The 24,376-nt window shown below is 66.7% G+C and carries 18 protein-coding genes; 12 read left to right on the top strand and 6 right to left on the bottom strand.

Going from position 1 to position 24,376, the window contains the following annotated elements:
• Positions 1–90 precede the first annotated feature (90 nt).
• A complete protein-coding gene (locus NIBR502771_RS11300) occupies positions 91–693 on the bottom strand; it encodes a dihydrofolate reductase family protein (RefSeq protein WP_141159830.1) in 603 nt (200 codons plus the stop codon).
• 82 nt (positions 694–775) lie between these two features.
• Between NIBR502771_RS11300 and NIBR502771_RS11305 the strand changes: the two genes are divergently transcribed.
• A complete protein-coding gene (locus NIBR502771_RS11305; protein ID WP_141159831.1) occupies positions 776–2,299 on the top strand; it encodes an ATP-dependent DNA ligase in 1,524 nt (507 codons plus the stop codon).
• A 20-nt stretch (positions 2,300–2,319) separates the two neighbouring features.
• Here NIBR502771_RS11305 and NIBR502771_RS11310 read toward each other — a convergent pair whose 3' ends face one another.
• Positions 2,320–3,288: a DUF389 domain-containing protein gene (locus NIBR502771_RS11310; protein WP_141159832.1), complete on the bottom strand. Its 969-nt coding sequence runs from the start codon at positions 3,286–3,288 to the stop codon at positions 2,320–2,322.
• A gap of 117 nt (positions 3,289–3,405) precedes the next feature.
• On the opposite strand from NIBR502771_RS11310, the gene NIBR502771_RS11315 reads away from it, so the two are divergent.
• The 4 genes from NIBR502771_RS11315 to NIBR502771_RS11330 all read left to right on the top strand — a co-directional run bounded on the left by NIBR502771_RS11315 (position 3,406) and on the right by NIBR502771_RS11330 (position 10,716).
• The gene (locus tag NIBR502771_RS11315) at positions 3,406–5,478 is read left to right on the top strand and encodes an acyltransferase family protein (RefSeq protein ID WP_141159833.1); all 2,073 of its coding nucleotides are present in this window, start codon (positions 3,406–3,408) and stop codon (positions 5,476–5,478) included.
• Positions 5,479–5,704: 226 nt separating this feature from the next.
• Positions 5,705–7,216: an IMP dehydrogenase gene (gene guaB, locus NIBR502771_RS11320; RefSeq protein ID WP_141159834.1), complete on the top strand. Its 1,512-nt coding sequence runs from the start codon at positions 5,705–5,707 to the stop codon at positions 7,214–7,216.
• A 109-nt stretch (positions 7,217–7,325) separates the two neighbouring features.
• A complete protein-coding gene (locus tag NIBR502771_RS11325; RefSeq protein WP_141159835.1) occupies positions 7,326–8,816 on the top strand; it encodes an HNH endonuclease signature motif containing protein in 1,491 nt (496 codons plus the stop codon).
• 40 nt (positions 8,817–8,856) lie between these two features.
• Positions 8,857–10,716 (top strand): ABC transporter ATP-binding protein, encoded by a 1,860-nt coding sequence (locus tag NIBR502771_RS11330; RefSeq protein ID WP_141159836.1) that lies wholly within the window; start codon positions 8,857–8,859, stop codon positions 10,714–10,716.
• 12 nt (positions 10,717–10,728) lie between these two features.
• On the opposite strand, the gene NIBR502771_RS11335 is transcribed toward NIBR502771_RS11330, so the two are convergent.
• Positions 10,729–11,334: a hypothetical protein gene (locus NIBR502771_RS11335; RefSeq protein WP_141159837.1), complete on the bottom strand. Its 606-nt coding sequence runs from the start codon at positions 11,332–11,334 to the stop codon at positions 10,729–10,731.
• A gap of 122 nt (positions 11,335–11,456) precedes the next feature.
• Between NIBR502771_RS11335 and NIBR502771_RS11340 the strand changes: the two genes are divergently transcribed.
• The 7 genes from NIBR502771_RS11340 (at position 11,457) to NIBR502771_RS11370 (ending at position 22,443) form a co-directional block, all read left to right on the top strand.
• Positions 11,457–12,593: a GuaB3 family IMP dehydrogenase-related protein gene (locus tag NIBR502771_RS11340; RefSeq protein WP_141159838.1), complete on the top strand. Its 1,137-nt coding sequence runs from the start codon at positions 11,457–11,459 to the stop codon at positions 12,591–12,593.
• Between the two features lie 99 nt (positions 12,594–12,692).
• Positions 12,693–14,432 (top strand): glycerol-3-phosphate dehydrogenase/oxidase, encoded by a 1,740-nt coding sequence (locus NIBR502771_RS11345; protein WP_141159839.1) that lies wholly within the window; start codon positions 12,693–12,695, stop codon positions 14,430–14,432.
• A gap of 38 nt (positions 14,433–14,470) precedes the next feature.
• Positions 14,471–14,959, top strand: a complete 489-nt coding sequence (locus NIBR502771_RS11350; RefSeq protein WP_141159840.1) for a PTS sugar transporter subunit IIA — start codon at positions 14,471–14,473, stop codon at positions 14,957–14,959.
• A gap of 80 nt (positions 14,960–15,039) precedes the next feature.
• Positions 15,040–15,918 carry an SURF1 family protein gene (locus NIBR502771_RS11355; protein ID WP_141159841.1) on the top strand — a complete coding sequence of 293 codons (879 nt, stop codon included), beginning with the start codon at positions 15,040–15,042 and terminating at the stop codon, positions 15,916–15,918.
• Entirely contained in the window at positions 15,915–16,421 is a 507-nt protein-coding gene (locus tag NIBR502771_RS11360; RefSeq protein ID WP_141159842.1) for a DUF3817 domain-containing protein, read from the top strand. The genes NIBR502771_RS11355 and NIBR502771_RS11360 overlap by 4 nt, the downstream gene beginning before the upstream one ends.
• Before the next feature lie 103 nt (positions 16,422–16,524).
• Positions 16,525–18,114 carry a glutamine-hydrolyzing GMP synthase gene (gene guaA, locus NIBR502771_RS11365; RefSeq protein WP_141159843.1) on the top strand — a complete coding sequence of 530 codons (1,590 nt, stop codon included), beginning with the start codon at positions 16,525–16,527 and terminating at the stop codon, positions 18,112–18,114.
• Between the two features lie 129 nt (positions 18,115–18,243).
• Positions 18,244–22,443: a DUF4011 domain-containing protein gene (locus NIBR502771_RS11370; protein ID WP_141159844.1), complete on the top strand. Its 4,200-nt coding sequence runs from the start codon at positions 18,244–18,246 to the stop codon at positions 22,441–22,443.
• 11 nt (positions 22,444–22,454) lie between these two features.
• On the opposite strand, the gene NIBR502771_RS11375 is transcribed toward NIBR502771_RS11370, so the two are convergent.
• The 3 genes from NIBR502771_RS11375 to NIBR502771_RS11385 all read right to left on the bottom strand — a co-directional run bounded on the left by NIBR502771_RS11375 (position 22,455) and on the right by NIBR502771_RS11385 (position 24,296).
• Entirely contained in the window at positions 22,455–23,183 is a 729-nt protein-coding gene (locus tag NIBR502771_RS11375) for an RcpC/CpaB family pilus assembly protein (protein ID WP_141159845.1), read from the bottom strand.
• Between the two features lie 109 nt (positions 23,184–23,292).
• Complete coding sequence (locus NIBR502771_RS11380; RefSeq protein ID WP_141159846.1) at positions 23,293–23,565, bottom strand: FmdB family zinc ribbon protein; 273 nt, start codon at positions 23,563–23,565, stop codon at positions 23,293–23,295.
• Positions 23,566–23,675: 110 nt separating this feature from the next.
• Positions 23,676–24,296: a 5-formyltetrahydrofolate cyclo-ligase gene (locus tag NIBR502771_RS11385; RefSeq protein ID WP_141159847.1), complete on the bottom strand. Its 621-nt coding sequence runs from the start codon at positions 24,294–24,296 to the stop codon at positions 23,676–23,678.
• Between the last annotated feature and the right edge of the window lie 80 nt (positions 24,297–24,376).

The following is a 24,376-nucleotide window of genomic DNA, read 5'->3' on the forward strand; positions in this document are numbered from 1 at the left end:
GCCGGGCCAGCCTTTTTCATGCCCTTCACAGGATGCCAGGCTAGGTTGCTGGGCCCACGCCGCCAGGGTCCCTGGCCGAGCGAAGCGAGGTTAGGTTGCGGTCATCTCGGACGTCTCCACTTCTCCTCCGCGTTCGTACACCAGCGAGACCGCCCCTTTCGGGAAGCTGCGGGCCGGCTCGGCCAGCGTGAAGGTGGAGGGCACCGTTCCAGTGCCGAACAGGCGCTTTCCCTGGCCCAGGACCACCGGATACAGCCAGAAATGGAGCCGGTCCAGCACATTGGCCGCCATGAGGGACCGGATCAGTACCCCGCTGCCGAACATATGGATCTGCCCAAACCCGTCCCGTAGGCCGCCCGCGGCCGCGGCATCCGGCAGGACAGTGGTGCCGGCCCAGTCCGGGTCCGCCATTGTGCCGGAGACAACGAACTTGGGGACCCGGTTGAGGGCATCGGCTATGTCACCGGACTGGTGGGGCCAGTAGGACGCAAAGATGTCGTAGGTCTTCCGGCCGAGGAGGAGGGCATCCATCCGGCTGATCTCGTCCGCTATCGAGGCGCCGGCCTCGTCGTCGGACACCGGCGCCTGCCAGCCGCCGAACGCGAATTCGCCTTCAGGGTCTTCTTCACGGCCGCCCGGCGCCTGGTACACGCCGTCGAGGGTGATGAACAGGTTTGCCACGATGATCCCCACGCGCACATTGTGGACCGCGCCTGCACGCTGTCCAGTACTCCGATCCAGGGTGCCGGTGCAGTGCCCGTGGCAGGATGGTGCCATGCTGCTCCTTGAGCTCGTGGAAACCACTAAAGCCGTCGCATCAACCCGGTCCCGGCTGGCAAAGGTGGACGCCCTGGTCCACCTGCTGCGCCGGCTGGAACCGGCGGAGATTCCGACGGCGGTGGGCTTGCTCTGTGCCAAACCCCGCCAGGGCCGGGTTGGGGTTGGCTGGAGCGCCGTGGCTGCGGCCAAGGCGGAACCCGCAGCGGAGCCACGCCTCACCGTGTCGGATTTCGATACCGCGCTGGACCGGCTCCTGGCAACAGTAGGCAGCGGGTCGGGTGCAGAACGGGCCGCCATCCTCAATACGCTCATGGCTGCCGCCACCGAACCCGAGCAGTCGTTCATCGCCGGCGTCCTGCTTGGGGAACTGCGCACCGGCGCCCTGGAAGGAGTGCTGACGGACGCCGTCGCACGCGCCTCGGACCGGCCCGTCGACGCAGTGCGGCGTGCGGCCATGCTCTCCGGCGACCTCGGCGGTACGGCGCTACTTGCACTGATGGGCACCGCCGCGGAACTTGATGCCGTCGGCCTGGTGGTGGGCCGGCCGGTGCAGCCCATGCTCGCGGCCACCGCCGGCAGCGCGGGCGCGGCCCTTGAAGCCACCGGGGAGGCTTCGGTGGAATATAAGCTCGACGGCGCCCGCATCCAGGTGCACCGGTCCGGCAGCGACGTGCGCATCTTCACCCGCAACCTTGCCGATGTAACGCACCGCCTGCCCGAGGTGGTGGACCTGGTCCGCGGGTTGCCGGTACAGGACGTCATCCTCGATGGCGAAACCCTCGCCCTGGATGAAGAGGGCGCCCCGCGGCCCTTCCAGGAAACCATGTCGCGCTTTGGCGCAGACGCAGTCCGGGAGACGCTGCTGCACCCCTGGTTCTTCGACGTGCTGCACATCGACGGCCGTGACCTGCTGGATGAACCGCTGGCCACCCGCATCGACATCCTCGACCGCGTGGCCCCTGCACACCGGATCCCGGGGGAGGTCACCGCCGACCCCGCCGTCGCCGAGCGCGTTTCGCAGGATGCGCTGGCCGCGGGCCATGAGGGCGTGGTGGTGAAGGCGATCGACTCGGTCTACGCCGCCGGCCGGCGCGGATCCAATTGGGTGAAAGTGAAGCCGGTGCATACCTACGACCTGGTGGTGCTTGCCTGCGAATGGGGCTCGGGACGCCGGACAGGGATGCTGTCTAACCTGCACCTCGGGGCATTGGATCCCGGCGGTGACTTCGGCGAACCCGGCGGCTACGTGATGGTGGGCAAGACGTTCAAGGGCCTTACGGATGAACTGCTGCGCTGGCAGACGGAGAGGTTCCAGGAGATTGAGGTGCGGCGCACCGCTGGCACCGTATGGGTTGAGCCGAAGACCGTCGTCGAAATAGCCATTGACGGCGTGCAGCAGTCGCCGCGCTACCCGGGCGGGATCGCCCTGAGGTTTGCCCGGGTCAAGCGCTACCGGGAGGACAAGGCCCCGGCCGAGGCGGACACCATCCAGACCCTCCGCTCCCTGCTGCGCTCGTAGTCGAAAGGAACCGTTGTCCGTCAGTTGCGGCTTCTGCTGCCCTGGCGCCGTAGGGTCCGGGCCTCACCATCCGGCAGGCGCTTGGAGATCATGCGGTAGAAGAGCAGGACGGCGACGGCGGCCACCACGATGCCTACAAGGTTGAGCAGCAGTTGGAGCGCGGAGCCTGCAGCCTTCGGGTATTCGCCCAGTACCAAAGCTACCGCCACGTATCCGGCCGCCGGCACTGTGGTCACGGAGATGAAGACACCGATCAGGGCGGCCGAGCGGCGGCCGATGATGGACAGCATCCCGGCGATTCCGGCCAGGATGGCAACGATCAACGAATACGGGCCCGGGTGGTAGATGAACTCCACTGCCGAGCCTTTGTCCAGGGCATCGCGCGGAAAGAGGCCCAGCGGGATCGACAGCCACGCCGTCAGTGCGGCCAGCAGCATCGCAACCGGGAAGCCCACGGCCAGGGCTACTGCGGCACGGCGGCCAAGCCTCCACTTTCGGGTGGCGATCGAAACCGCGAGGGCGGCCAGTGGCCCGAACTCAGGACCCACTGCCATGGCGCCCACAATGGCAATGGGGGAGTCGGTCACAATACCGATTCCGGCGAGTTGGGTTGCCAGGACCAGGAAGGCAAGGAAGTTCCAGGTCAAGCGGGAGTCCTCGCCAGTCTGCCGGGTGACGTCCTCCCAGATCACAGCGTCTGCGCCCTCACCCGGGGCGGCGCGCTCAGCCTGGTCGGCGTTCCGGGACAGCACGAATTCGGGTGTGGACATGGAAATGGACCCAACATCGCGGACCTTCAGGATGTTGAGCTTCTCCAGAAGTTCCTCCACTGATTCCCGGGCGACCAGGACTTCAATGACATCGCCCTCTGGCACCACGGAGGCGCCCCGGACCACAGTGACCTCTGCCGTTCCACGCTGGTCGCGGCAGGTCTGCACGGTCACGTCGGACAGCTCCCCGGGCACACAAATCCGCAGCTGGACAACCACGCCCGCTCCCTTCCACGACTGGGCCCAGCATAGTCTGAACCGGCGGCGTGATTGGCTGTTGGACAGCGCGTTGGCTAGGCTTGATGCTTTGGCTGGCGGCTGTTGTGAGGGGTTCTAGTGTCCGTAACGGAAGCCCCGAAGGCACCCGGATCCGGCCCCTCTGAACGCCCGCGGAAGCCCACTTTCCGTCCGGAGGTCCAGGGGCTCCGGGCGCTGGCTGTCCTGATGGTGGTGGCCTACCACGTGTGGCTGGGCCGGGTGTCCGGCGGAGTCGATATCTTCCTGCTCATCTCGGCCTTCCTGCTCACGTTGTCGTTCGTCCGGAAAGCCGAGTCAGGCAAACCCTTCAAGCTGCCGGCGCACTGGCTGCACCTGTTAAAGCGGCTGCTGCCAGCCGCCGTCGTGGTGATCCTCGGCGTGCTCGCCGGCACCTGGCTGATCCTGCCGCAGGGCCGCTGGCCGCAGGTACTGGACCAGGCCTGGGCGTCCCTGCTGTACAGCCAGAACTGGCTCCTGGCGGACTTATCTGTGGACTATTACGCGCAGGACCACGCCGGTGCCAGCCCGCTGCAGCACTTCTGGTCCCTGTCCATCCAAGGGCAGGTCTTCATCCTGTGGCCGCTGGTCTTTGCCGCCACGGCAGCCGTTCTGGCCGGGCTGCGCAGGGTATCCCGCCTGCAAGGGCTGACGTACCGCGGCCTGCTGGCCGTGGTTTTCGGTGCAGTCTTCGCGGTGTCACTGGCCTACTCCGTTGGCCAGACAGCCACCAACCAGGCCTACGCCTACTTCGACACCCGTACCCGGCTCTGGGAGTTTGCACTGGGCTCCCTGCTGGCGCTGGCGCTGCCGTACCTGCGGCCCGGACGCATGGTGCGCATTGCCCTGGGCTGGGCCGGACTGGCCGCGATGATTTCCTGCGGACTGGTGCTGACCGTTGACCGGTCCTTCCCGGGGTACGTGGCACTGTGGCCTACGCTTGCGGCCGCCGCGATCATCGTCGCCGGGCAGACCGGCAGCCGTTTCGGCGTTGACCGCCTGCTCAGCAGCCGGGCCGCCGTGGCCCTGGGCGACAACTCCTATGCCCTTTATCTGTGGCACTGGCCCGTCCTGGTGCTGGCGCTCGCGGCCACCGGCGTCGAAGCGCCGAACCTCATGCAGGGCCTCGGCATCGTTGGAGCCGCCATCGTCCTCGCCGTCCTGACCACGCGCTTCGTGGAAAAGCCGTTGCGGGACTGGCACTGGCCCAAGCTCCGAACGTGGCGGACCGCCGTCGTCGTTGTTGCCTGTGGCGCTGTCCTGGCCGGGCCCGTCGCGGTCTGGCAGACATCACTCACCGCTGAGGAAAGTGCGACGGCGGCACAACCGAGGGAGCTCACGCCCGGGGCGCTGGCGCTCACCCCGGAGAACGAAGACTCGCCCGCGCCGAGAGCCCGCACCATCCCGGGGCCCACGGCCCTGGACAACGATTGGGCCGGCATCGACTCGCCCTGCACCGGTGCCAACGCCACGGCCGACCCCATCCTGGAGGGCTGCCGGCAGGAGCTTCCGGAGGAACCGGCCACCCGGCGCATCGTGGTCCTGGGCGACTCCCACGCCCAGCAGTACCTCGCCGCCCTGGCGCCGGTGGCAGCGGCCCGTGGCTGGGAGATTGTCACCCTGCTGATGCCTGCCTGCCGCTTCGGAGCCGAATCGGACGCCAGGAACGCTGAATGCAACGCCTACAACCGCGCCAGCTCCGCCTACGTCCTGGAACACCGGCCGGACGCCGTGTTCACCGTGGCGTCGCTGACCCACGAGGACGCCCCGTTCGAAACTGAGGTTCCGGGATACCTCGATGGTGTGAAGCCGTTCGCTGACGCTGGAATCGAGATCGTCGGCATCCGGGACAACCCCCGGTTCACCTTCAATATGCCGCAGTGCGCCCAACGTAACGGTGCCGGCGCACCCGCGTGCAACCCGCCTCTGGCCGAGTCCCTGGTGGAGCCGTCGCCGCTGGAAAACTACCGCGGCAAGCTTCCGGGGCTTCACCTGATGGACATGAGCGACTTCATCTGCGCACGGGGCGTCTGCCCGGCCGTGGTGGGGAATGTGTACGTCTACAAGGACGACAACCACCTCACCAGGACTTATGTCGAGTCCATGATTCCCATGTTCGAACAGCGGCTGCTGGCTGCCACCGGCTGGAGCTGAGCCGTCACGGTTGCCGGACCGTGGGTGGGGTTGCTCACATTGGCGGCGTGGAATAGGGGGATCGGCGCCGAGGTTCTAATATTTACTCAACACTTTCTGCCCCCGGAACGCCGTCCTGCGCGGTGCTCCCGCAGGATCGTCTGCACAGGCCAGTTCCGTAATCACGGGCTGGTCATCGGCTGCAACCCCTACCCGTGACCCAGCAACCAAGGTAAGAGGCGCACTCATGACCGAGCCCGAACACAATCCCTTTGGCTTTATCGGCCTGACCTACGACGACGTCCTGCTCCTGCCGGGGCACACGGACGTCATTCCGTCCGAGGCCGACACGTCCTCGCGGATTTCCAAGCGGATCACGGTCCAGACCCCGCTGCTCTCCGCCGCCATGGACACCGTGACGGAATCCCGGATGGCCATCGCCATGGCCCGCCAGGGCGGCCTGGGCGTGGTGCACCGCAACCTGTCCATCGCCGACCAGGCGGACCAGGTTGACCGGGTGAAGCGGAGCGAGTCCGGGATGATCACCAACCCGCTGACCATCCGGCCCGAGGCAACGCTGCGCGAGCTCGATGATCTCTGCGCCCACTACCGCGTGTCCGGCCTTCCCGTGGTGGATGAGGACAACCGGCTGCTGGGCATCGTCACCAACCGCGACACCCGCTTTGTGCCGGAGTCCGATTTCCCGCTGCGGCTGGTCAGCGACGTCATGACCAAGATGCCCCTGGTCACCGGGCATGTAGGCATCAGCCGCGAGGAAGCCTCGCACAAGCTGGCTACCAACAAGATCGAGAAGCTCCCGCTCGTGGACGAGCAGGGCCGGCTCAAGGGCCTGATCACCACCAAGGACTTCACCAAGGCCGAGCAGTACCCCCTTGCCACCAAGGACGATGAGGGCCGCCTCCGCGTGGGTGCCGCGATCGGCTTCTTCGGCGACGGCTGGGAGCGCGCCATGACCCTGGTGGACGCCGGCGTCGACGCCCTGTTCGTGGACACCGCGAACGGCCACTCCCAGGGTGTCCTGGACATGATCCGCAGGCTGAAGTCCGACCCCGTCGCCGCCCACGTGGACATCATCGGCGGCCAGGCCGCCACCCGCGAAGGCGCCCAGGCCCTGATCGACGCCGGTGCCGACGGCATCAAGGTGGGCGTTGGTCCCGGGTCCATCTGCACCACCCGCGTCGTGGCCGGTGTCGGCGTCCCGCAGATCACGGCCATCTACGAATCCGCCAAGGCTGCCATTCCGGCAGGCGTTCCGCTGATCGCCGACGGCGGCCTGCAGTACTCCGGCGACATCGGCAAAGCCCTGGTGGCCGGAGCCGACACCGTGATGCTGGGTTCGCTCCTGGCAGGCTGCGACGAGTCCCCTGGCGACCTGATCTTCGTCAACGGCAAGCAGTTCAAGTCCTACCGTGGAATGGGTTCCCTGGGCGCCATGCAGTCGCGCGGCAAGAACACGTCCTACTCCAAGGACCGCTACTTCCAGGCTGACGTCTCCGGTGACGACAAGTTGATCCCTGAAGGCATCGAAGGCCGCGTGGCGTACCGTGGCCCGCTGTCCTCCGTGGCGTACCAGCTGGTGGGCGGCCTGCGCCAGACCATGTTCTACACCGGCGCACCCACTGTCCCCGAGCTGAAGGTCCGGGGCAAATTCGTACGGATCACCTCCGCCGGGCTGAAGGAATCGCACCCGCACGATATCCAGATGACCGTCGAGGCGCCGAACTACGGCTCGCGCTAGACACAGGACTGAATAGAGGAGGCAAGGTTTTTGACCTTGCCTCCTCTTCTTTTCCTCCGCGGAGCCCTTCTCGTCCTTGAATGTCGGACCCCCGCTGGATGATGTGGGTATGGGAATCGGCGGTGGTGTTGGCGTGGTGTTGGAGGGTGTTCGTGCCTCTGTTGCTGCCCTGGATGCGCTGAAGCGGGAGGACGCTTCCCTGGCAGCCGGTTTGGATGTTGGTTTCGGTCTTGGTGCGGGTGTGGGTGCCGGTGTGGATGTGCTGCAGCGGCGCTATGAGATCCGGCTGGAGCGGCTGGAGCTTACGTCCCGGCTGGAGGCGCAGCTTGCAGGGGTGAAAGCACGAGATGCTGCCGACGCCGTCGGGTTCCAGGAGGCGATGACCCCGCCGGACGCCTCGGTCCAGGACCGCACGTACGCGCAGATGTCGGTGGTGGAGGAGATCGCCGGGGTCCTCACCATCAGCTCCGCCGGTGCCGGGGCGTTGGTGGAGCAGTCCCGGCGGATTTGTTCCCTGCCGCTGGTCATGAACGCCTTGGCGGCGGGCGTGATGTCGTGGCAGCACTCGCGAATTGTCGCGGACGAGACCGAGGGCTTTGACGCTGTCGGGGCTGCCGGGCTGGCGGACCACTTCTTCGACCCCGACACTCCCAACCCGGCCCGGGGTGCCTTGCCCGGGGAACTCGTTCCGTCCCGGTTCCGGGCCAAGGTCCGGGGGTGGCGGGAGCGCCATCATCCGGAATCAATCCAAAAGCGCCATGTAAAAGGGGTGGCGGACCGGCGGATGGAGTACACCCCGGACCGGGACGGCATGGCCTGGGTCTCCCTCTACCTTCCCGGCGACACCGCGTGCGCGATCTGGAACCGGACCACCGCCACCGCCCGCGGCCTCCAGGGCCCCAACGAACCCCGCACCCTCACCCAACTCCGCCCCGACATCGCCGCCAGCCTCCTCCTCGGCGCCGGCCAGATGGCGGGCGAGGGGTCCACCGGCACCGCCCCGGGCACGCAGGGTGTCACCGGGATCGCGAAGGTCCCGGCGCCGCGGGCCGACGTCCTGGTCACCGTGCCCGTGTTCGCCCTCCTCGGAGCCACCGACGAACCAGCAACCCTGGATGGTTTCGGCCCCATTCCGGCGTCCATGGCCCGGAAACTCGTCGCCGGTGGGGCGGAGTCGTTCTACCGGGTCCTGGTCGACCCGCGCGACGGCGCACCCCTGGAAATAGGCCGCAAAAACTACCGGCTCACCGGGGCCATCAAACGCTGGATCAGGCTGCGCGATGCCCAGTGCACGTTCCCCGGCTGCACCAACAAGACCCCCGACAACGAAACAGACCACCTCCAAGCGTGGGAACACGGCGGCACCACGGGAACCAGCAACCTGGCCCAGCTCTGCCGTAAGCATCATCGGCTCAAGCACCACAGCCAATGGACCCCCGGCCCGGCCACGAGCAAGGACCCACCGGGCTGGACATCACCCACCGGACGCTTCTACAACCCGGAACAGCAGGATTCAGAACCAACCCACTGGCCACCGGGAAGCCTGCCAGGGCAAAGAAGCATTCTGGAGGCAGCACTCGTGCTGCGTCTCGCTGGCTAGCGGCCGTTTTTCATGTCCAGTCCGGCGCTAGGCTGATTCCATGTCCCAACCGCGCCATCCGGCGGAACTGGCCCCTAAACGCGACCCGCAAAAGCGGCTGGCGCTGCGTCCCTATGCCAAGGCCGTGGCCCAGGTTCTCCGGGTGAGTTTCCGCGCCTCCCCGGGCGCGGTGGTCATGAAAGTGCTTGGCTCGCTGATTTCGGCCGTGCTGCCGCTGGTCACCACCTACTTCGCGTCCCTCACCACCACGGCGTTGGCGGCAGCCTACGCGGGCGATGGCACGGCGGGGCGCCTTGCGATCGTCTACGTCGTCGTCACTGCCGCGCTGGGTCTCTTTTGGGGCGCCTTCAACAGCATCGACCGGTATATCCAGCAGTTGATGAGCTTCAAGGTGGGGGCCATCGTCGGTGACCAGATGTACGAACGCTTCCTTGCCCTCGAGTTCTGGCGGTACGACGACAAGGAGACAGTGGACCTCTACGACCGTGCCAAACGGTTTTCGGATTCGTATGCGCGCGTCCTGGACCGCATCGCAGCAATCTTCACCCAGTTGATCTCAGTCATCCTGGCCATCGGCGCCCTGCTGCTGGTCAGCTGGTGGATCGCCGTCATCGTCCTGGTGGCCATCGTCCCCAGCGTGTACCTGCAGTTCAAGCTGTCCAGGGAGCAGATCGCGCACTGGAACACGCAGGTAGATTCACGCCGCCAGCGCCGCATGATCGAGACCAACCTCCTCCGGCCGCAGCACATTGCCGAAATGCGGCTTTACGGCATCGTCAGTTTCCTCATGGACCTTCGCTCGCGCCTTCGTGATGCGGACGAGCGTCGCCGGCTGGACTACCAGCGCCGGTACATTCCCAGGCAGTTGGCTGCGGACGCCCTGCAGTACGGTGCCGAGGTGGTGTCCTTGATTTGGGTGGTGGGGCAGATCATTGCCCGCGCAGCCCCGGTGGGCCAGTTCCTCTACGTACAGCAGATCGTCAGCCGTGCGTTGTCCACGGCCAACAACCTGGTGTCCTCGCTCAGCTCCATTGACGAAGACCTCGCGAACCTGAAGGACTACGAGCTGTTCATGGCGATGCCCGTGCACTCTGAGCACGCCCCGCCGCTGCTGGAAGCCCCGCGGGAAATTGAGCTGAAGGACATCCGCTTCACCTACACCGGAAGCGACATCGAAGTCATCCGGGGCATCAGCCTCACCATCCGGCGGGGCCAGCACATCGCCATCGTGGGTGAGAACGGGGCTGGGAAGTCGACGCTGATCCGCATCCTCGCCGGGCTCTACCGGCCTGACTCAGGCCAGGTCCTGCTCGACGGCGTGGACCTCGCCGCCGTCGACGTCACCTCCTGGCACCGGCACTTGGCCGTGCTCAGTCAGGAGTTCCTCAAGTATGAGTTCGCCACGGCGGCCGAGAACATCTACTTCGGGGACGTCGACTCGGCCCGGGATAATGAACGCATCCGCAGGGCGGCCTCGGACGCGGAGGCCCTGGAATTCATCAACAGGCTGCCCAACGGCCTGGACAACCACGTCAGCAACTGGATGGAGGATCCACGGGGGCGGAAGGGGAGCGGCCTTTCGGGAGGCCAGTGGCAGCGCCTTGCCATGGCCAGGAACTTCTACCGGGACGCCTCCTTCATGGTGATGGACGAGCCCACCTCCGCCATCGACGCCCTCGCCGAGCACCGCATCTTCACCCGGCTCTTTGCGGACCGCAGCAGCACCATCATCGCTATCAGCCACCGGCTCGCCACCATCGAGAAGGCGGACGTCGTGTACATGCTGGAGGACGGGGAAGTGGTGGAGCAGGGCACGCACAAGGAGTTGGTTGCCCTGCGCGGCCGCTACTTCAGGATGTTCGAATCGCAGCTGACGGTCGATGAACCTGAAGAAGTCTGACGCGGCTGCCCGTCATGCCTCCACAACTGTGGTTCGGACACGGGCAAGGCTTGGCCGCGGCGGCACGCTGCTGAAGCCGAACGTGACGGCGGGCCGGATGGGAGCCAGCGCCCCGGCGTCGGATCCTTCCCAGCTGACGACGGCGGAGGTCACGTGGTGCAGGTCAGTCACCCCGTAGAACTCAGCCCTGCCGCTGCCGGCAGTGCCGTACGTGCGGGCGCCGGGTGCCGCGAGGGCGGCGAGCGGATTGACCGCGGCGAGCCACCGGGGATGGACCGCAAGGCGCCGGGGCACTGCCCGCAGCGCTGTTCCGAGAAGGGTACGCGGTCCGGTGGCAGCCCGGATGGCCAGCGGGCCGGCGTCGACCGTCAACACCTGTCCGGCGAGCGAGGCGTGAACCTCCCCGACCTGTACCTCGTCAAAGCTGTATGTGGCCGATATGAAGCCAGCCACTTCGGGTGAGGGAGCCAGCAGCATCCGGTGCCCCGAAGGCTGCTGCACCATGACATCGGCAAATGAACCAAAGGGGGAGTCCTGCCAGATGCCCACGACGGTGCGCAGCCCGGAGGCAGTGCCAATCCCGGCGATGTGCCCGTCGAAAATCCAGCGTGCGCCCATCACGCCACTCTAATGGGAGGCCAGGACGGGTCCGCCTTCGATGGCAACGCTCCAACCGGCAGCGCTACCCGGACGGACACAGCCGGGCCAGTTCACCGAAGCCGCTGGGATAACCTAGAGCAGTGACTTATGAGATCGAGATCGGCCGTGGCAAGCGTGGGCGTCGTGCCTACTCCCTGGATGACATTGCAATCGTCCCCAACCGTCGCACCCGCGACCCCAAGGACGTCTCCGTCTCCTGGCAGATCGACGCCTATCAGTTCGAGATGCCGGTGATCGCCGCGCCGATGGACTCGGCCATGTCCCCGGCCACCGCAATCGCCCTCGGCAAGCTGGGCGGCCTTGGCGTGCTGGACCTGGAAGGCCTCTGGACCCGGTACGAGGATCCGCAGTCGGTCCTGGACGAAATTGCGGCGCTGGAGGACGAAACCAACAGCCCCGCCGTGACCGGGCGCATGCAGGAGCTTTACCAGGCCCCCATCCAGCCGGAGCTCATCACCTCCCGCCTGGCTGAGATCCGCGAGGCCGGCGTCACCGTTGCCGGGTCCCTGACCCCGCAGCGCACCCAGGAACACTACAAGACCGTCCTGGCGGCCGGCGTCGATATCTTCGTCATCCGCGGCACCACCGTGTCCGCCGAGCATGTCTCCAAGGACCACGAGCCGCTGAACCTCAAGCAGTTCATCTACGAACTCGACGTCCCGGTGATCGTGGGCGGCGCAGCAGGTTACACCCCGGCGCTGCACCTCATGCGCACCGGCGCCGCAGGCGTCCTGGTCGGCTTCGGCGGCGGCGCCACCACCACCACCCGCCGCGCCCTGGGCATCCACTCACCCATGGCCTCCGCCATCTCCGACGTCGCAGCCGCCCGCCGCGACTACATGGACGAGTCCGGCGGCCGCTACGTCCACGTCATTGCCGACGGCGGGATGGGCACCTCGGGCGACATCGTCAAGGCAATCGCCATGGGCGCCGACGCCGTCATGCTGGGGAGTGCCTTGGCCCGGGCAGAAGAAGCACCGGGCAAGGGATGGCACTGGGGCCAGGAAGCGCACCACACCGAACTGCCCCGCGGAGACCGCGCCAACGTGGGCACCGTCGGCCCGCTGCAGGAGGTCCTCTTTGGGCCCGGCCACCACACCAACGGCACGTCCAACCTCATTGGCGCCCTGCGGCGCTCCATGGCCACCACCGGATATTCCGACCTGAAGGAATTCCAGCGGGTCGACGTCGTGGTGTCGCCTTACGCCGGCAACTAAGGCTCCGCGGCAGGGCGGGCGCTGGCCCGCCCTGCCCAAGCACGCCACGAGCAAGTAGTGTGGGTTTACTACCGGCACTAGAGGCACTGGAGGCGTTCAATGAAGAGTGTTCCTGCAAACGGCGGGGTCCTTGGCCCCGAAGCCAGGGAAGCATCCATCCAGCGGCTGCGCGCCACCACGGAACCCGGCCAGGAACTCGACATCCTGATTGTGGGCGGCGGCATCGTCGGCACGGGAGCCGCCCTTGACGCCGTGACCCGGGGGTTGAGCGTCGGCATCGTCGAGGCAAGCGACTGGGCTGCGGGGACGTCATCCCGGTCTTCAAAACTTATCCACGGTGGCTTGCGCTACCTGGAAATGCTGGACTTTGCCCTGGTCAAGGAGGCCCTGCAGGAACGCGGGCTGCTCCTCTCCGAGATTGCCCCCCACCTGGCCCGGCCGGTGCCGTTCCTGTATCCGCTGACCAAACCCTTCATCGAGCGGCCCTATGTTGGTGCCGGCATCGCCCTCTATGACGCCATGTCCATCTCCAGTGGGCACAGCCGCGGCGTCCCGTTCCACAAGCACCTGAGCAGGCGGGGCACCCTGCGCGCCGCGCCCAGCCTGAAGGATGACGCCTTCGTGGGGTCCATCCGGTACTACGACGGGCAGGTGGACGACGCCAAATACTGCGCCAACCTGGTCCGCACTGCTGCCTACTACGGCGCCCATGCCGTGAACCAGATGAAAGTGGTGGACTTCCTCCGCGAAGGCGAGCGGGTGGTCGGTGCCAAGGTGGAAAACCGCGAAGACGGGAGCCAGTTCAGCATCCGCGCCAAACAGGTCATCAATGCCACCGGCGTATGGACCGACGAAACCCAGGCCATGGTCACCGACCGCGGCCAGTTGAAGGTCCGCGCCTCCAAGGGTATCCACCTTGTGGTGCCGCGCGACCGCTTCCAGTCCACGGTTGGCCTGATCCTGCGCACCGAGAAATCGGTCCTGTTCGTCATCCCGTGGGGACGGCACTGGATCATCGGCACCACCGACACGGACTGGCACCTGGACAAGGCCCACCCTGCCGCTTCCAGCAAGGACATCGACTACGTCCTGGAACACGTCAACCAGGTGCTGAAACGGCCCCTGACCAGGGAAGACGTCGAAGGAGTCTACGCGGGGCTGCGGCCACTGCTGGCCGGCGAAAACGACTCCACCGCCAAGCTCTCCCGCGAACACGTCGTGGCGCACCCCGTCCCCGGGCTGGTGGTGGTTGCCGGTGGAAAATGGACCACTTACCGGGTCATGGCCAAAGATGCCGTCGACGAGGCCACCCGCACCATGGATGAGCGGGTCCCGCCGAGCTGCACCGAGACCATCCCGTTGCTGGGTGCCAGCGGTTTCCGGGCGGCCTGGAACCGCCGGAACCGCACCGCAGAGGAATCCGGTGTCCACGTGGCGCGGATCGAGCACCTGCTCAACCGGTACGGCTCCATGACGCCTGAGGTCCTGGCCATTATTGAGCAGAACCCGGAGCTGGCGGAGCCACTCCCCGGCGCCGACGATTACTTGCAGGCAGAGGCGGTCTACGCCGCAAGCCACGAAGGTGCCCGCCATGTCCAGGACGTCCTCACCCGCCGCACCAGGATCTCCATCGAATCCTGGGACCGCGGAGTGTCGGCCGCTCCCGTTGTCGCTAAACTGATGGGTGACGTCCTCGGCTGGAGTGACACGCAGCGTGAAAACGAAGTCCGCCACTACCTTGCCCGCGTGGAGGCCGAACGCCGCAGCCAGCAACAGCCGGACGACGAATCCGCAGACGCCGCCCGCCTGGGCGCGGAAGACATCGTGCCCTTGCGTTGAGGGGCCGTTCGCCCCACTGCTGACCGAAGGGATACGCCTTGGCGGAACCACTGGACCCGTATGACGCCCACCTGACCACCGCCGATATGGTGATCCTGGAAATGGAGGCGAAGGACAAGACCGACGCCACCAACCAACTGGCAGAGCGGCTCTACGCCGCCGGGCGGATCTCGGATCTTGACGGGTTCCTGAAGAACGTCAACGCCCGGGAGCATCAGCTGGCCACGGGGCTCCCGGGCGGCATCGGGCTGCCGCATGCCCGCAGCGAGTTCGTATCGCAAACCTCCATCGCCGTCGGCATTGCCAAGTACGGCCACGCGCTGGATTTCGGAGCCGCCGACGGCCCCGCCACGGTCATCCTGCTGATCGCCACCCCGGCCAGCTCGTTCTCCGACCATCTGGAAGTCCTGGCCACCCTGGCCCGGTCACTCTCCAAGGAATCATTCCGCGAGTCGCTGCGGCGTGCCTATGACGCAGAAGTAATCGCCGAGCTCATCAACTCCAGCCTGGTGTTCTTCGATCACTAGGCGCATCCCGGGTCCCGCCTCCGAGCCCGGACGCCCTTGGCGTTTAGTTGTTCTAGAGAAGTACGAAGTACGGTTAAGACGTGTGGAAAACAGCCCTTAAGCCCCGATGGATCGCAGGCTTTATCTTCGCGATCGCTCTCTCCGGGGTCTTCGTGCTGCTGAGCCAGTGGCAGTTCGGCCGCTCCACCCAGCCCGAGGTTCCGGTCAACCCCGCCACTGAACAGGTACAGCCACTCACCACCACCCTGCAGCCGGGTGAATTCTTCCACGGCAGCGTAGCCGACCAAATGGTCACCGCGCAGGGGACGTACAGCCCGGACAAGCAGGTCCTGGTTCCCGGCAGGCTCCACGACGGCAAGACCGGCTACTGGGTCGTTTCAGCCTTCGCCGTCAAAGATGCCCCGGCCCTGGCCGGTGCAGGCGCCTCACCGCAGACCTGGATCCCGGTGGCACGCGGGTGGGTCGCGGAACCCGGGGACGCGGCAGCACCGCCGTCGGGCCTTGTTGAACTGACCGGGCGGCTGCTGCCGTCCGAAGCGCCGGTGGCCGGGAAAGCACCCAAAGCGGGGGAGGCCTCCGCCGTCTCCGTGGCGGAACTCATTAACTACTGGGAGGTGAGCAGCTATCCCGGCTTCGTCTCCGCCACCGCAGAGGTGGTGGGCGGCCAGGATGTGAGCGCCTCCGCGGTGCCAGGGAACCTCCTTCCATTGGACATCGGACCCCAGCCGCCCGCCCAGCACATCAACTGGCTCAACCTCTTCTACTCCATCGAGTGGGTTGTCTTCGCCGGCTTCGCGCTTTTCATCTGGTGGCGCCTGGTCAAGGATGACTACCACCGGGACCTCGAGGAGGCCCTTGACGACGCCGACGATGACGGGCACGACGAACAGCACCAGCTTCCACAGCAGGCCAAACAGCACCAGCAGCCTGACCAGCACCAGCAGAAGGTACAGCCATGATTGATCCGAAACCGGCCACCCCCTCATCGCAGGCCTCCGGCAAGAGCTCCGGGAAGAAACGCCGTTTCGGCGGTACCGAGGCCCAGATCCGGTCGGCCCTGAAGTTCTACAAGGTCATGGCCTACCTCACCGGCACCATGCTCCTGCTGCTGTGTGCGGAACTGGTGGCACGCTACGGCTTCGGGCAGTACCTATTCGCCGGGGGGACCAACGCGGTGACCGGGCAGCCGTTCGGCTTCGGGTTTGCCGACGCCGAACCGGCGGGGGTGCTCAACGGCATGAACGTCTCCGTCACCGTGCTGATCGTCCACGGCTGGATGTACGTTGTGTACCTGATCTCGAACTTCCGGCTCTGGTCCCTGATGCGCTGGCCGTTCCTGAAACTTGTCCTGCTGGCACTGGGCGGCGTGGTGCCGTTCCTGTCCTTCATCGTCGAAAAGAAGTTCCACGCCGAGGTGGAGGCCGAGCTGGCCGCCAACCCGCAGGCACCTCAGCGCTACTGAAACGTGCCTCGCGCCCGCCGGCCACCCGCCGTCGGACGTCTGCTCCGTCACAGCCGGGCCTCTCAAGGTGCGCCGGTGCAAGGGCGCAAAGTAGGCTATTACGGTGACTACTCCCACTGCATCCCAGACTTCCCAGAAGCCGGTGCTGGTTGTTGATTACGGTGCCCAGTACGCGCAGCTGATTGCCCGCCGCGTCAGGGAAGCGAACGTGTATTCGGAAGTGGTTCCGCATACCTGGTCCACCGAGCAGCTCCTGGCCAAGAATCCCGCCGCCATCATCCTTTCCGGCGGACCTTCCAGCGTCTATGCCGACGGCGCCCCCAGCGTGGGTGCCGACCTCTTCGAAGCGGGTGTTCCCGTCTTTGGCATCTGCTACGGCTTCCAGGCTATGGCCAACGCCCTGGGCGGCAAGGTGGACAAGACCGGGCTGCGGGAGTACGGATCCACGGAAACCACCATCCTGGGCGAGGGGCGCTCCGTGCTGGAGGGCATGCCCCAGCACCAGAAGACCTGGATGAGCCACGGCGACTCCGTCCACCGGGCGCCGGAAGGCTTCGAAGTCCTGGCCACGACGGCGGGCGCGGAAGTGGCCGCTTTCGCCAACGAGGAAAAGGGCCTCTTCGGTGTGCAGTGGCACCCTGAGGTCAAGCACTCCGCCTACGGCCAGCAGGTGCTCGAGAACTTCCTGTTCAACTGCGCCAAGATCGAACCCAACTGGACCACCGGCAACATCCTCGAAGAACAGGTGGAGCGCATCCGCCGGCAGATCGGGGATGCCCGTGTCATTTGCGGCCTCTCCGGCGGCGTCGATTCCGCCGTGGCGGCAGCCCTGGTGCAGCGCGCTGTGGGCGACCAGCTCACTTGCGTGTTCGTGGACCACGGCCTCCTGCGCGAAGGCGAAGCCGAACAGGTGGAGCGCGACTTCGTGGCCGCCACCGGCGTGAAGCTGTACGTGGCCAACGAACAGGAACGCTTCCTGTCCGCGCTGGCCGGCGTCAGCGATCCCGAGACCAAGCGCAAGATCATTGGCCGGGAGTTCATCCGCGCCTTCGAAGAAGCAGAACTGGCCATCATCGCCGAGGCCGCAGCCCACGGCGAGAAGATCAAGTTCCTGGTCCAGGGCACGCTTTACCCGGACGTCGTCGAATCCGGCGGCGGCGAAGGTGCAGCCAACATCAAGAGCCACCACAATGTGGGCGGCCTCCCCGAGGACCTGCAGTTCGAGCTCGTTGAGCCGCTGCGCGCACTGTTCAAAGATGAGGTCCGTGCCGTGGGCGCCCAGCTCGGCCTGCCGCAGGAAATCGTCGGCCGCCAGCCGTTCCCCGGCCCAGGCCTCGGCATCCGGATCGTCGGCGACATCACCAAGGAGCGGCTGGAACTGCTCCGCAAGGCCGACGCCATCGCCCGCGCCGAACTGACCGCAGCCGGGCTGGACAACGAAGTATGGCAGATGCCCGTGGTCCTGCTCGCGGAGGTCCGCAGCGTGGGCGTCATGGGCGACGGCCGCACCTACGGCCACCCCATCGTGCTCCGTCCGGTGTCCTCCGAAGACGCGATGACCGCCGACTGGTCACGCCTGCCGTACGACCTGCTTGCCCGCATCTCCAACCGGATAACCAACGAGGTTGACGGCGTCAACCGGGTGGTGCTGGACGTTACCAGCAAGCCGCCGGGAACCATCGAGTGGGAATAGCGTCCTAGTGGCCGGCCTCCGTCAGCGGAGGCCGGCCACTGCCTTTTCCCAGCGAATTCCCCGGCAATTTCCCGTGCCCCAGTGTTGCGGTCTCTCAAGTCCGGCGCCGGAGCGGCTACTCTCGAATCTATGCCGGTATGGTCCAGGGCGTCACGTGCAAACGCAGAAAAGAAGGCAGAAGTGTCAGTTGGTCAAGGCCACCCGGAAGGCTCTGAAGAGCTTCGTAAATGGCTCTCCGGGCTCAAACCCGTCACCGGCGCGGACACGATGCTGCGCTTCACCAAGACGCCGGAAGGTTCCATCGACCTCACTTCGGCGCACCCCTCAGGCCTCGCCCAGCTCATGGCCGGGCGCCGCACCCGCCTGTCCACCCTGATCCGTGACCGGCAGCAGTATGTCGTGGCCGCCAGGGCGTCGCGCAACATCCGGTCCAAGATCTTCGAACTCGCCAACGACCGCGGCATCGACGCCGGGTACCTGTCCGCAGGCACCGTAGTGTGGACGTCCGCCGTCGGCGGCAAACCCCAGCGCGTCTCCGCTCCGGTCATGCTGACCGCCATCTCCCTCACGGTCCGGCCGGGAGAGGATGACTTCGAACTGCAGCTCACCGAACAGGCCCAGATCAATCCCGCCCTGGTCCGGCACCTGAAAAACATCCACGGGATCGTTTTCGACGTAAATGCCGTGACCCGCCTGGCCTACAGCACCGCCCGGTTCGACCCCCAGCCCGTCCTGGACCGGCTGGCCACCCTTATCCGGCCCATCCACGGCGCCGAAACCCAGCACAACCTGCTGGTGTCCACCTTTGCCGACCTGTCCGGCAACCTGGACGACCCCTGGATCAACGATTCCAACCCCATCGTCTCCGCCCTGGCCACCGCTGCCGGCGGTGAAGTGATAGATGTTGAGGATCCGGACCCGTCCCGCTTCCCGCACCTGGACAACCGGCACCCCAAAGACGAACTGCTGCTGCTGGACGCCGATACGGACCAGCAGTACGTGGTCGACGCCGCCCGGGCGGGCGACTCCCTGGTGGTCAGCACCCCGCCGGGAACCGGCCAGACCCAGACCGCCATTAACACCATCGGCGCGCTGGTGGATGCCGGCAAGACGGTGCTGGTGGTGGGCGACCGCCGCGCCAGCCTCAATGAGGTCTCCGGACACCTGGAGTCGCTGGGACTGGAATCCATCCTGTTCCAGCTGACCGGAAACGTCACGGCCCAACAGCTGAAGGGCCAACTGGTCCGGGCAATCGTCCGCAACGAAAAGTCGTTGGAACCGCAGCTTGGAAACCTCCACACCACCCTGACCGAACACCGGCATGCCCTCATGGACCACGTGGCATCGCTCCACAACGTCCGCGAGCGGTGGGGCTGCTCGCCCTACCAGGCAATGCAGTCGCTTGCCGAACTCACCTCCATCCACCCTGCGCCGGCCACCACCGTCCGGCTCAAGCGAAGCGTCCTGGACAGCATCCGGGACCGTGAAGAACTGGCCGGCCGCCTCCGCCGCGCGGCCGAACTGGGCAGCTTCAGCAAGGCCGCCACCACCAGCCCGTGGCACGGCGCCAGGCTGCTGACCCGCAAGGAAACCGAGGAAGCCCAGGACCTGGTCCGCTCCGTGGCCAAGAGCCTTCCCGCCCTGCGCGACCGCATGGACGCCGTTGCGGAGCACGCCGAAATCCGTCTGGGCGAATCCTTCGCCGAGTGGGGCGAACAGCTTGAACTGCTGGTGGCCGTCCGCGGCAGCCTGGACAAGTTCACCCCTGACATCTTCGACCGGCCGGTGACCGACCTCATCTCCGCCACGGCGCCGTCCGCCTGGCGGCGCGAGCGCGGCATTGAACTGACCGCCATGCAGCGTTCCAGGCTGCGCCGGGTGGCCAAAGAGTACGTCCGTCCGGGTGTCCACATCGCCGACCTGCACTCGTCCCTGGTGCTGGTCCAGGAACAGCGTGCCCTCTGGGCGGCCTACGCCACCACGCAGCGCCATCCCGCTGTTCCCTCAGGCCTGGCCGAGATGATTGCCATGTACCGGTCCCTTGACCAGGAGCTGGCACAGCTGGGCGAGGCACTGCGGCACACGGAGGACGGCGGGGCACTTTCCACCGTTCCCTACGCGCAGCTGATGGAGCGCCTGGAACGCCTGGTAGCGGACACCGACACGCTCAAGACGCTGCCCGAACGCACGCTCCTCATCGAGAACATGCGCGAACACGGGCTGGGTGAACTTCTCGCCGACCTCGCCGAACGGGAAGTTCCGGAACGATCCGTCGCCGCGGAGCTGGAGCTGGCCTGGTGGCAGTCCGCCCTGGAGGCGATGATCAGCGGCGACGACTACCTGGCAATGTCCGACGGCGATGCCCTCCGCCAGCTCGAGGCAGAGTACCGGCTGGCTGACAACGCGCACATTGCCAGCGGCGCCGCCCGGTTGCGGTGGGACCTCGCGGAACGGTGGCGCACAGCCATCTCTGCCCAGCCGCGCCAGGCAGACCTCCTGCGCAGCCTGCTCAAGGACGGCAGGGTTTCCCTGGCGTCCCTGACTGCCCAGGCACCGGAGCTGATCGGCACCCTGGTTCCGGTGTGGTCGGTCAGCCCCTACCTGATGACCGGACTGCTACCGGCCGAACAGCACTTTGACGCCGTCGTCATCCTTGACGCCGAGGCCACTTCGCTGCAGGCTGTCCTGCCCTCCATTGCCCGGGCACGGCAGGTGATTGCGTTCGGCGATCCCCGCATTGCCACGCCGCGGACGTTCACGGTAGGGGTGGAGCGGCTGGCCGCTGGAGAGCCCGCCCATCACCGCGTCGAGAGCGCATTCACCGCCCTCTCTGCAGTGCTGCCGGTGTGGCGGCTCAACGTGGTGTACCGGGCAGTGGACGAGGACCTGGTCCTGCAGCTCAGCAAGAATTTTTACGACGGCGGCCTGCGCCGTCTGCCCGAAGGCCAGTCAGCCACGGGCTTGGACCGGTCCCTGCTGGTGGAATACCTGCCGGACGGCACCGGCCTTCCCAGCGCTGACCACGAGGGCGTGGAGTCCGTGGTGGCGGAGGTCAACAGGGTAGTGGAGCTGGTGTTCGAACACGCCCGCCTGCGTCCGCGGACCTCCCTGGCGGTCGTCACCGCCAGCCTGCGGCACGCCGCCCGGATCGGCGAGTCCATCAGGCTGCAGCTGTCCAACCAGCCGGGCCTGGCCGGGTTCTTCGGCGCCGGCCCGGAGTCCTTCCGCGTGGTGGACCTGGAACGAGCCCAGGGCCTGGTCCGCGACCACGTCATCTTCTCGCCCGGATTCGGGCGGACCCCGCACGGCCGTGCGCTCCACAACTTTGGGCCGCTGTCCGCTGAAGGCGGCCGGGAGAAGTTCGCCCTGGCCATGACCCGGGCCCGCCGTTCCCTGCACGTGCTCACCTGCTTCCGGCCCGAAGACCTGGATCACACCCGGCTTACCCACGGCGCGGTGGACCTGTACGCGCTTTTGGACCGGGAAATCTCCGGCAACACGGACCTCGGTACCCCCGCGTCCCGTGCTGCCGCCAGTGAACAGGCACTTGGCGCGGACCCGTTGGTGGCGGACCTGGGCGACCGTTTGCGTGCCCGTGGCGCCAGGGTCTGGCACCAATACGACGGTGCCATTGACGTGGTTGCGGCCGCGGACCCCCTGAACACGATGGGTCAGGATGATTCCGACATTCCGCGACCCGTAGCGATCGAGTCCGACGGAACTGCGCAGTACCGCACCATGAGCGTGCGTGAGCGCAGCAGGCTGCGCCCGCAACTGCTGGAACGCCTCGGCTGGCGGTACATGCCGCTGTGGACCATCGAGGTCTTCACGGACCCCTCGTCCTGCGCGGACCGTATTGCCGGCTACCTGGGCTTGGAAAAGATGGTGCTTCCGGGCCGCGCCAGCCAGTCCGTGGGGTTCCTTGACGACGACGTTGACCAGGCGCTCAATGGAATTGATTCTGCGCCGGCCGCGGGAGCTTCCTACCTGTCCCGGGATTCCGGCGCAGCACGGGACGGCGGCGGTGGACGCCAGGAGGCGGACCCCATGACTGAGGAAAAGAAGCCTGCAGACGGCAGGCCTGAGGAAAACGGCCGCGAGGAAGAGATGCGCCAGGACGAGAACGTGAACAAGCAGCCGGAAACAGCAGCTGATGGCGGAGTCCCTGCGGGGCCGGCCGCTCCCACCCCCACGTCCCGGACGGCTCCGGGTGGTACCGGGGCGGTCCTCCCCACCAAGGCCGCGGAGGACGATGCCCGCAGCTGGGGTGACCGCGAGGAGGACCACGACGCGTGGCTGAAGGAACAGAAGCCGCCGCACTGGGGCTGACCGCCACCAAGTCACTGCGGGCCGACCAAAACAAAGAACAGCCTGCCTTGGGTGGAGGCTCCGGCCAGGCGGGATGATTGTTCGGCCGTGGCTGCCACCACGATGAGGCCATCCGTCTCCGAGGTACCCAGCCATTGTCCGCTCTGGCCGCCCTTGTTGGAGGTCCACAGTACCGGGACGGCGGACGCCAATACTTCGGAGGGACCCTGCTGGTCGAACCCGTTGGCTGATGTGAGCACCACATTGATCAGCTGGCCGGGGGAGACCAGTTGGATGGACGAAGGGTCAGCCATTCGCAGTGGCACAGCGGCAGACCCCGGCGGCGTACCTGCTAGGAGCCCAGGGCCCACCAGCTGGGCATCGGACAAAAGTTGGCCCTTCCGCATCGGCGCGGCCAGCTGCTTGCCCTTGGCGGCGGCCTCATCCTGGAGGAAGCCATCGGCGACCATGCCGGGCGGCACCTGGACCCGCGCCACGTCCGCTTCGGTCACCGCTGTCCCCGCGGCCAGGTCGCGGGCAGCGGCCAGCGCAGTAGCTGTGGAGAGCGGGGCGGGGGTGACCTGCTGGACGGCGACAGCGGCGGCTGCTGACAGCAGCAGGGCAGCGGCAAGCCTGCGGTTGCGGTTCAGCCAGGCGGCGAGCCGGGCGGCAGGCGGACGCTTCCCGGGGCTGCGGCCGACGCCGCCAGTGTTCGTTGGATACCTGATGCCGGTGCGGCCACGGCGGGGGAATATGGGCATGCGCCCACGCTAGCTGTAGCCGCAACCGCCCGGGAGCCGGGACTGCGGCTATGTGGACAAAAGCGGCCGGCGCTGGAACGCGCCGGCCGCCGTCGAAAGAATTTGCCCGTTAGCTCGCGGCAGCTGCCGGTGCCGCCGCGGCGGGGGCGGCAGCGGGTGCGGACGGAGCCGAAGCCGGGGCGGGGGAGACGGAGCTGCCCTTGGAATCGCGGGAGTCCGTGCGGTAGAAGCCGGAGCCCTTGAAGACCACGCCAACGCTATTGAACTTCTTGCGCAACGTGCCCTGGCATTCAGGGCAGGATGTCAGGCTGCTGTCCGAAAACGACTGCACGATGTCGAAGGCGTGGCCGCAGTCCTTGCAGGCGTAAGCATATGTTGGCACTGGTGCTCCTCCTCTTGGGCAAACGAGAGGTCCCGTGCTGCCACATGGTTAACCATTAGCAGTCGCAGGGCCTGAGTGCTAATTCTATCACTGCGCCGCCGGCCGTGTGCTCAGGCCGCCCCGAACAGGGGCCGGTGCCCGGAGGGCGAAAGAACGGCCGGAACGGGCCGGTCGAACTCCTCTGCCGGGATGCTGCCGGCGGGCAGTAATTCATCGTCGTAGATAACAGCGGACAAAGGGATTTCCTTCCCGGCCGTGGCCAGGTGCCCCAGGAATTTGTCGTAGTAACCGCCGCCTTGGCCAATCCTGTTGCCGGCAAGGTCCACCGCTGTGGCCGGAATAAAAAGCACCGACGCATCGCCCGCGGTTTCGGGGCCATGGCGGTGCCCCGCAGGCTCCAAAATGGGGGCATAACTGCTGCGTTCGAAGCCGGTGTCCGGCGTCCAGAAAACCCAGCTCAGCTCCCGTGCGGGTTCGCACACCGGCAGCAGGAGCTTGTGCCCGCTGCGGTACAGGGCGTTGATCAGCGGCAGGGTGGGTGGCTCCTGGCCCACGCCAAGGTAGACGCACGCAATGCCAGGGCGGCCCTCCGTTACCGATCCGGCCCACGCGTCCCCGTGGGTGGCCAGAGCCAGGCCCGCTGCTTCAAGCTGGGCCGGCGCGAGGCCTGCCCGCCTGCGGCGATGACTGGCCCGGATCCCGTCCTTGATGGCGTTCGACTCCTGCAGCATGTTGTCCTCCCTGCGTCGCCCCGTGGTCCGCAGCCTGCAGCCCGGGTGCCGGCCCGTCGCACCGGTAGTTACTGAAATAC

The organism is Pseudarthrobacter sp. NIBRBAC000502771 (genome assembly GCF_006517215.1).
Lineage (GTDB): Bacteria > Actinomycetota > Actinomycetes > Actinomycetales > Micrococcaceae > Arthrobacter > Arthrobacter niigatensis.

Excerpts from the sequence above, each read along its gene's own strand:
- NIBR502771_RS11360 (WP_141159842.1), top strand. The coding sequence starts at position 15,915 with ATGATTGATCCGAAACCGGCCACCCCCTCATCGCAGGCCTCCGGCAAG.
- guaB (WP_141159834.1), top strand. The coding sequence starts at position 5,705 with ATGACCGAGCCCGAACACAATCCCTTTGGCTTTATCGGCCTGACCTAC.
- NIBR502771_RS11345 (WP_141159839.1), top strand. The coding sequence starts at position 12,693 with ATGAAGAGTGTTCCTGCAAACGGCGGGGTCCTTGGCCCCGAAGCCAGG.
- NIBR502771_RS11385 (WP_141159847.1), bottom strand. The coding sequence starts at position 24,296 with ATGCTGCAGGAGTCGAACGCCATCAAGGACGGGATCCGGGCCAGTCAT.
- NIBR502771_RS11375 (WP_141159845.1), bottom strand. The coding sequence starts at position 23,183 with ATGCCCATATTCCCCCGCCGTGGCCGCACCGGCATCAGGTATCCAACG.
- NIBR502771_RS11370 (WP_141159844.1), top strand. The coding sequence starts at position 18,244 with ATGCCGGTATGGTCCAGGGCGTCACGTGCAAACGCAGAAAAGAAGGCA.
- NIBR502771_RS11305 (WP_141159831.1), top strand. The coding sequence starts at position 776 with ATGCTGCTCCTTGAGCTCGTGGAAACCACTAAAGCCGTCGCATCAACC.
- NIBR502771_RS11335 (WP_141159837.1), bottom strand. The coding sequence starts at position 11,334 with ATGGGCGCACGCTGGATTTTCGACGGGCACATCGCCGGGATTGGCACT.
- NIBR502771_RS11330 (WP_141159836.1), top strand. The coding sequence starts at position 8,857 with ATGTCCCAACCGCGCCATCCGGCGGAACTGGCCCCTAAACGCGACCCG.
- NIBR502771_RS11325 (WP_141159835.1), top strand. The coding sequence starts at position 7,326 with ATGGGAATCGGCGGTGGTGTTGGCGTGGTGTTGGAGGGTGTTCGTGCC.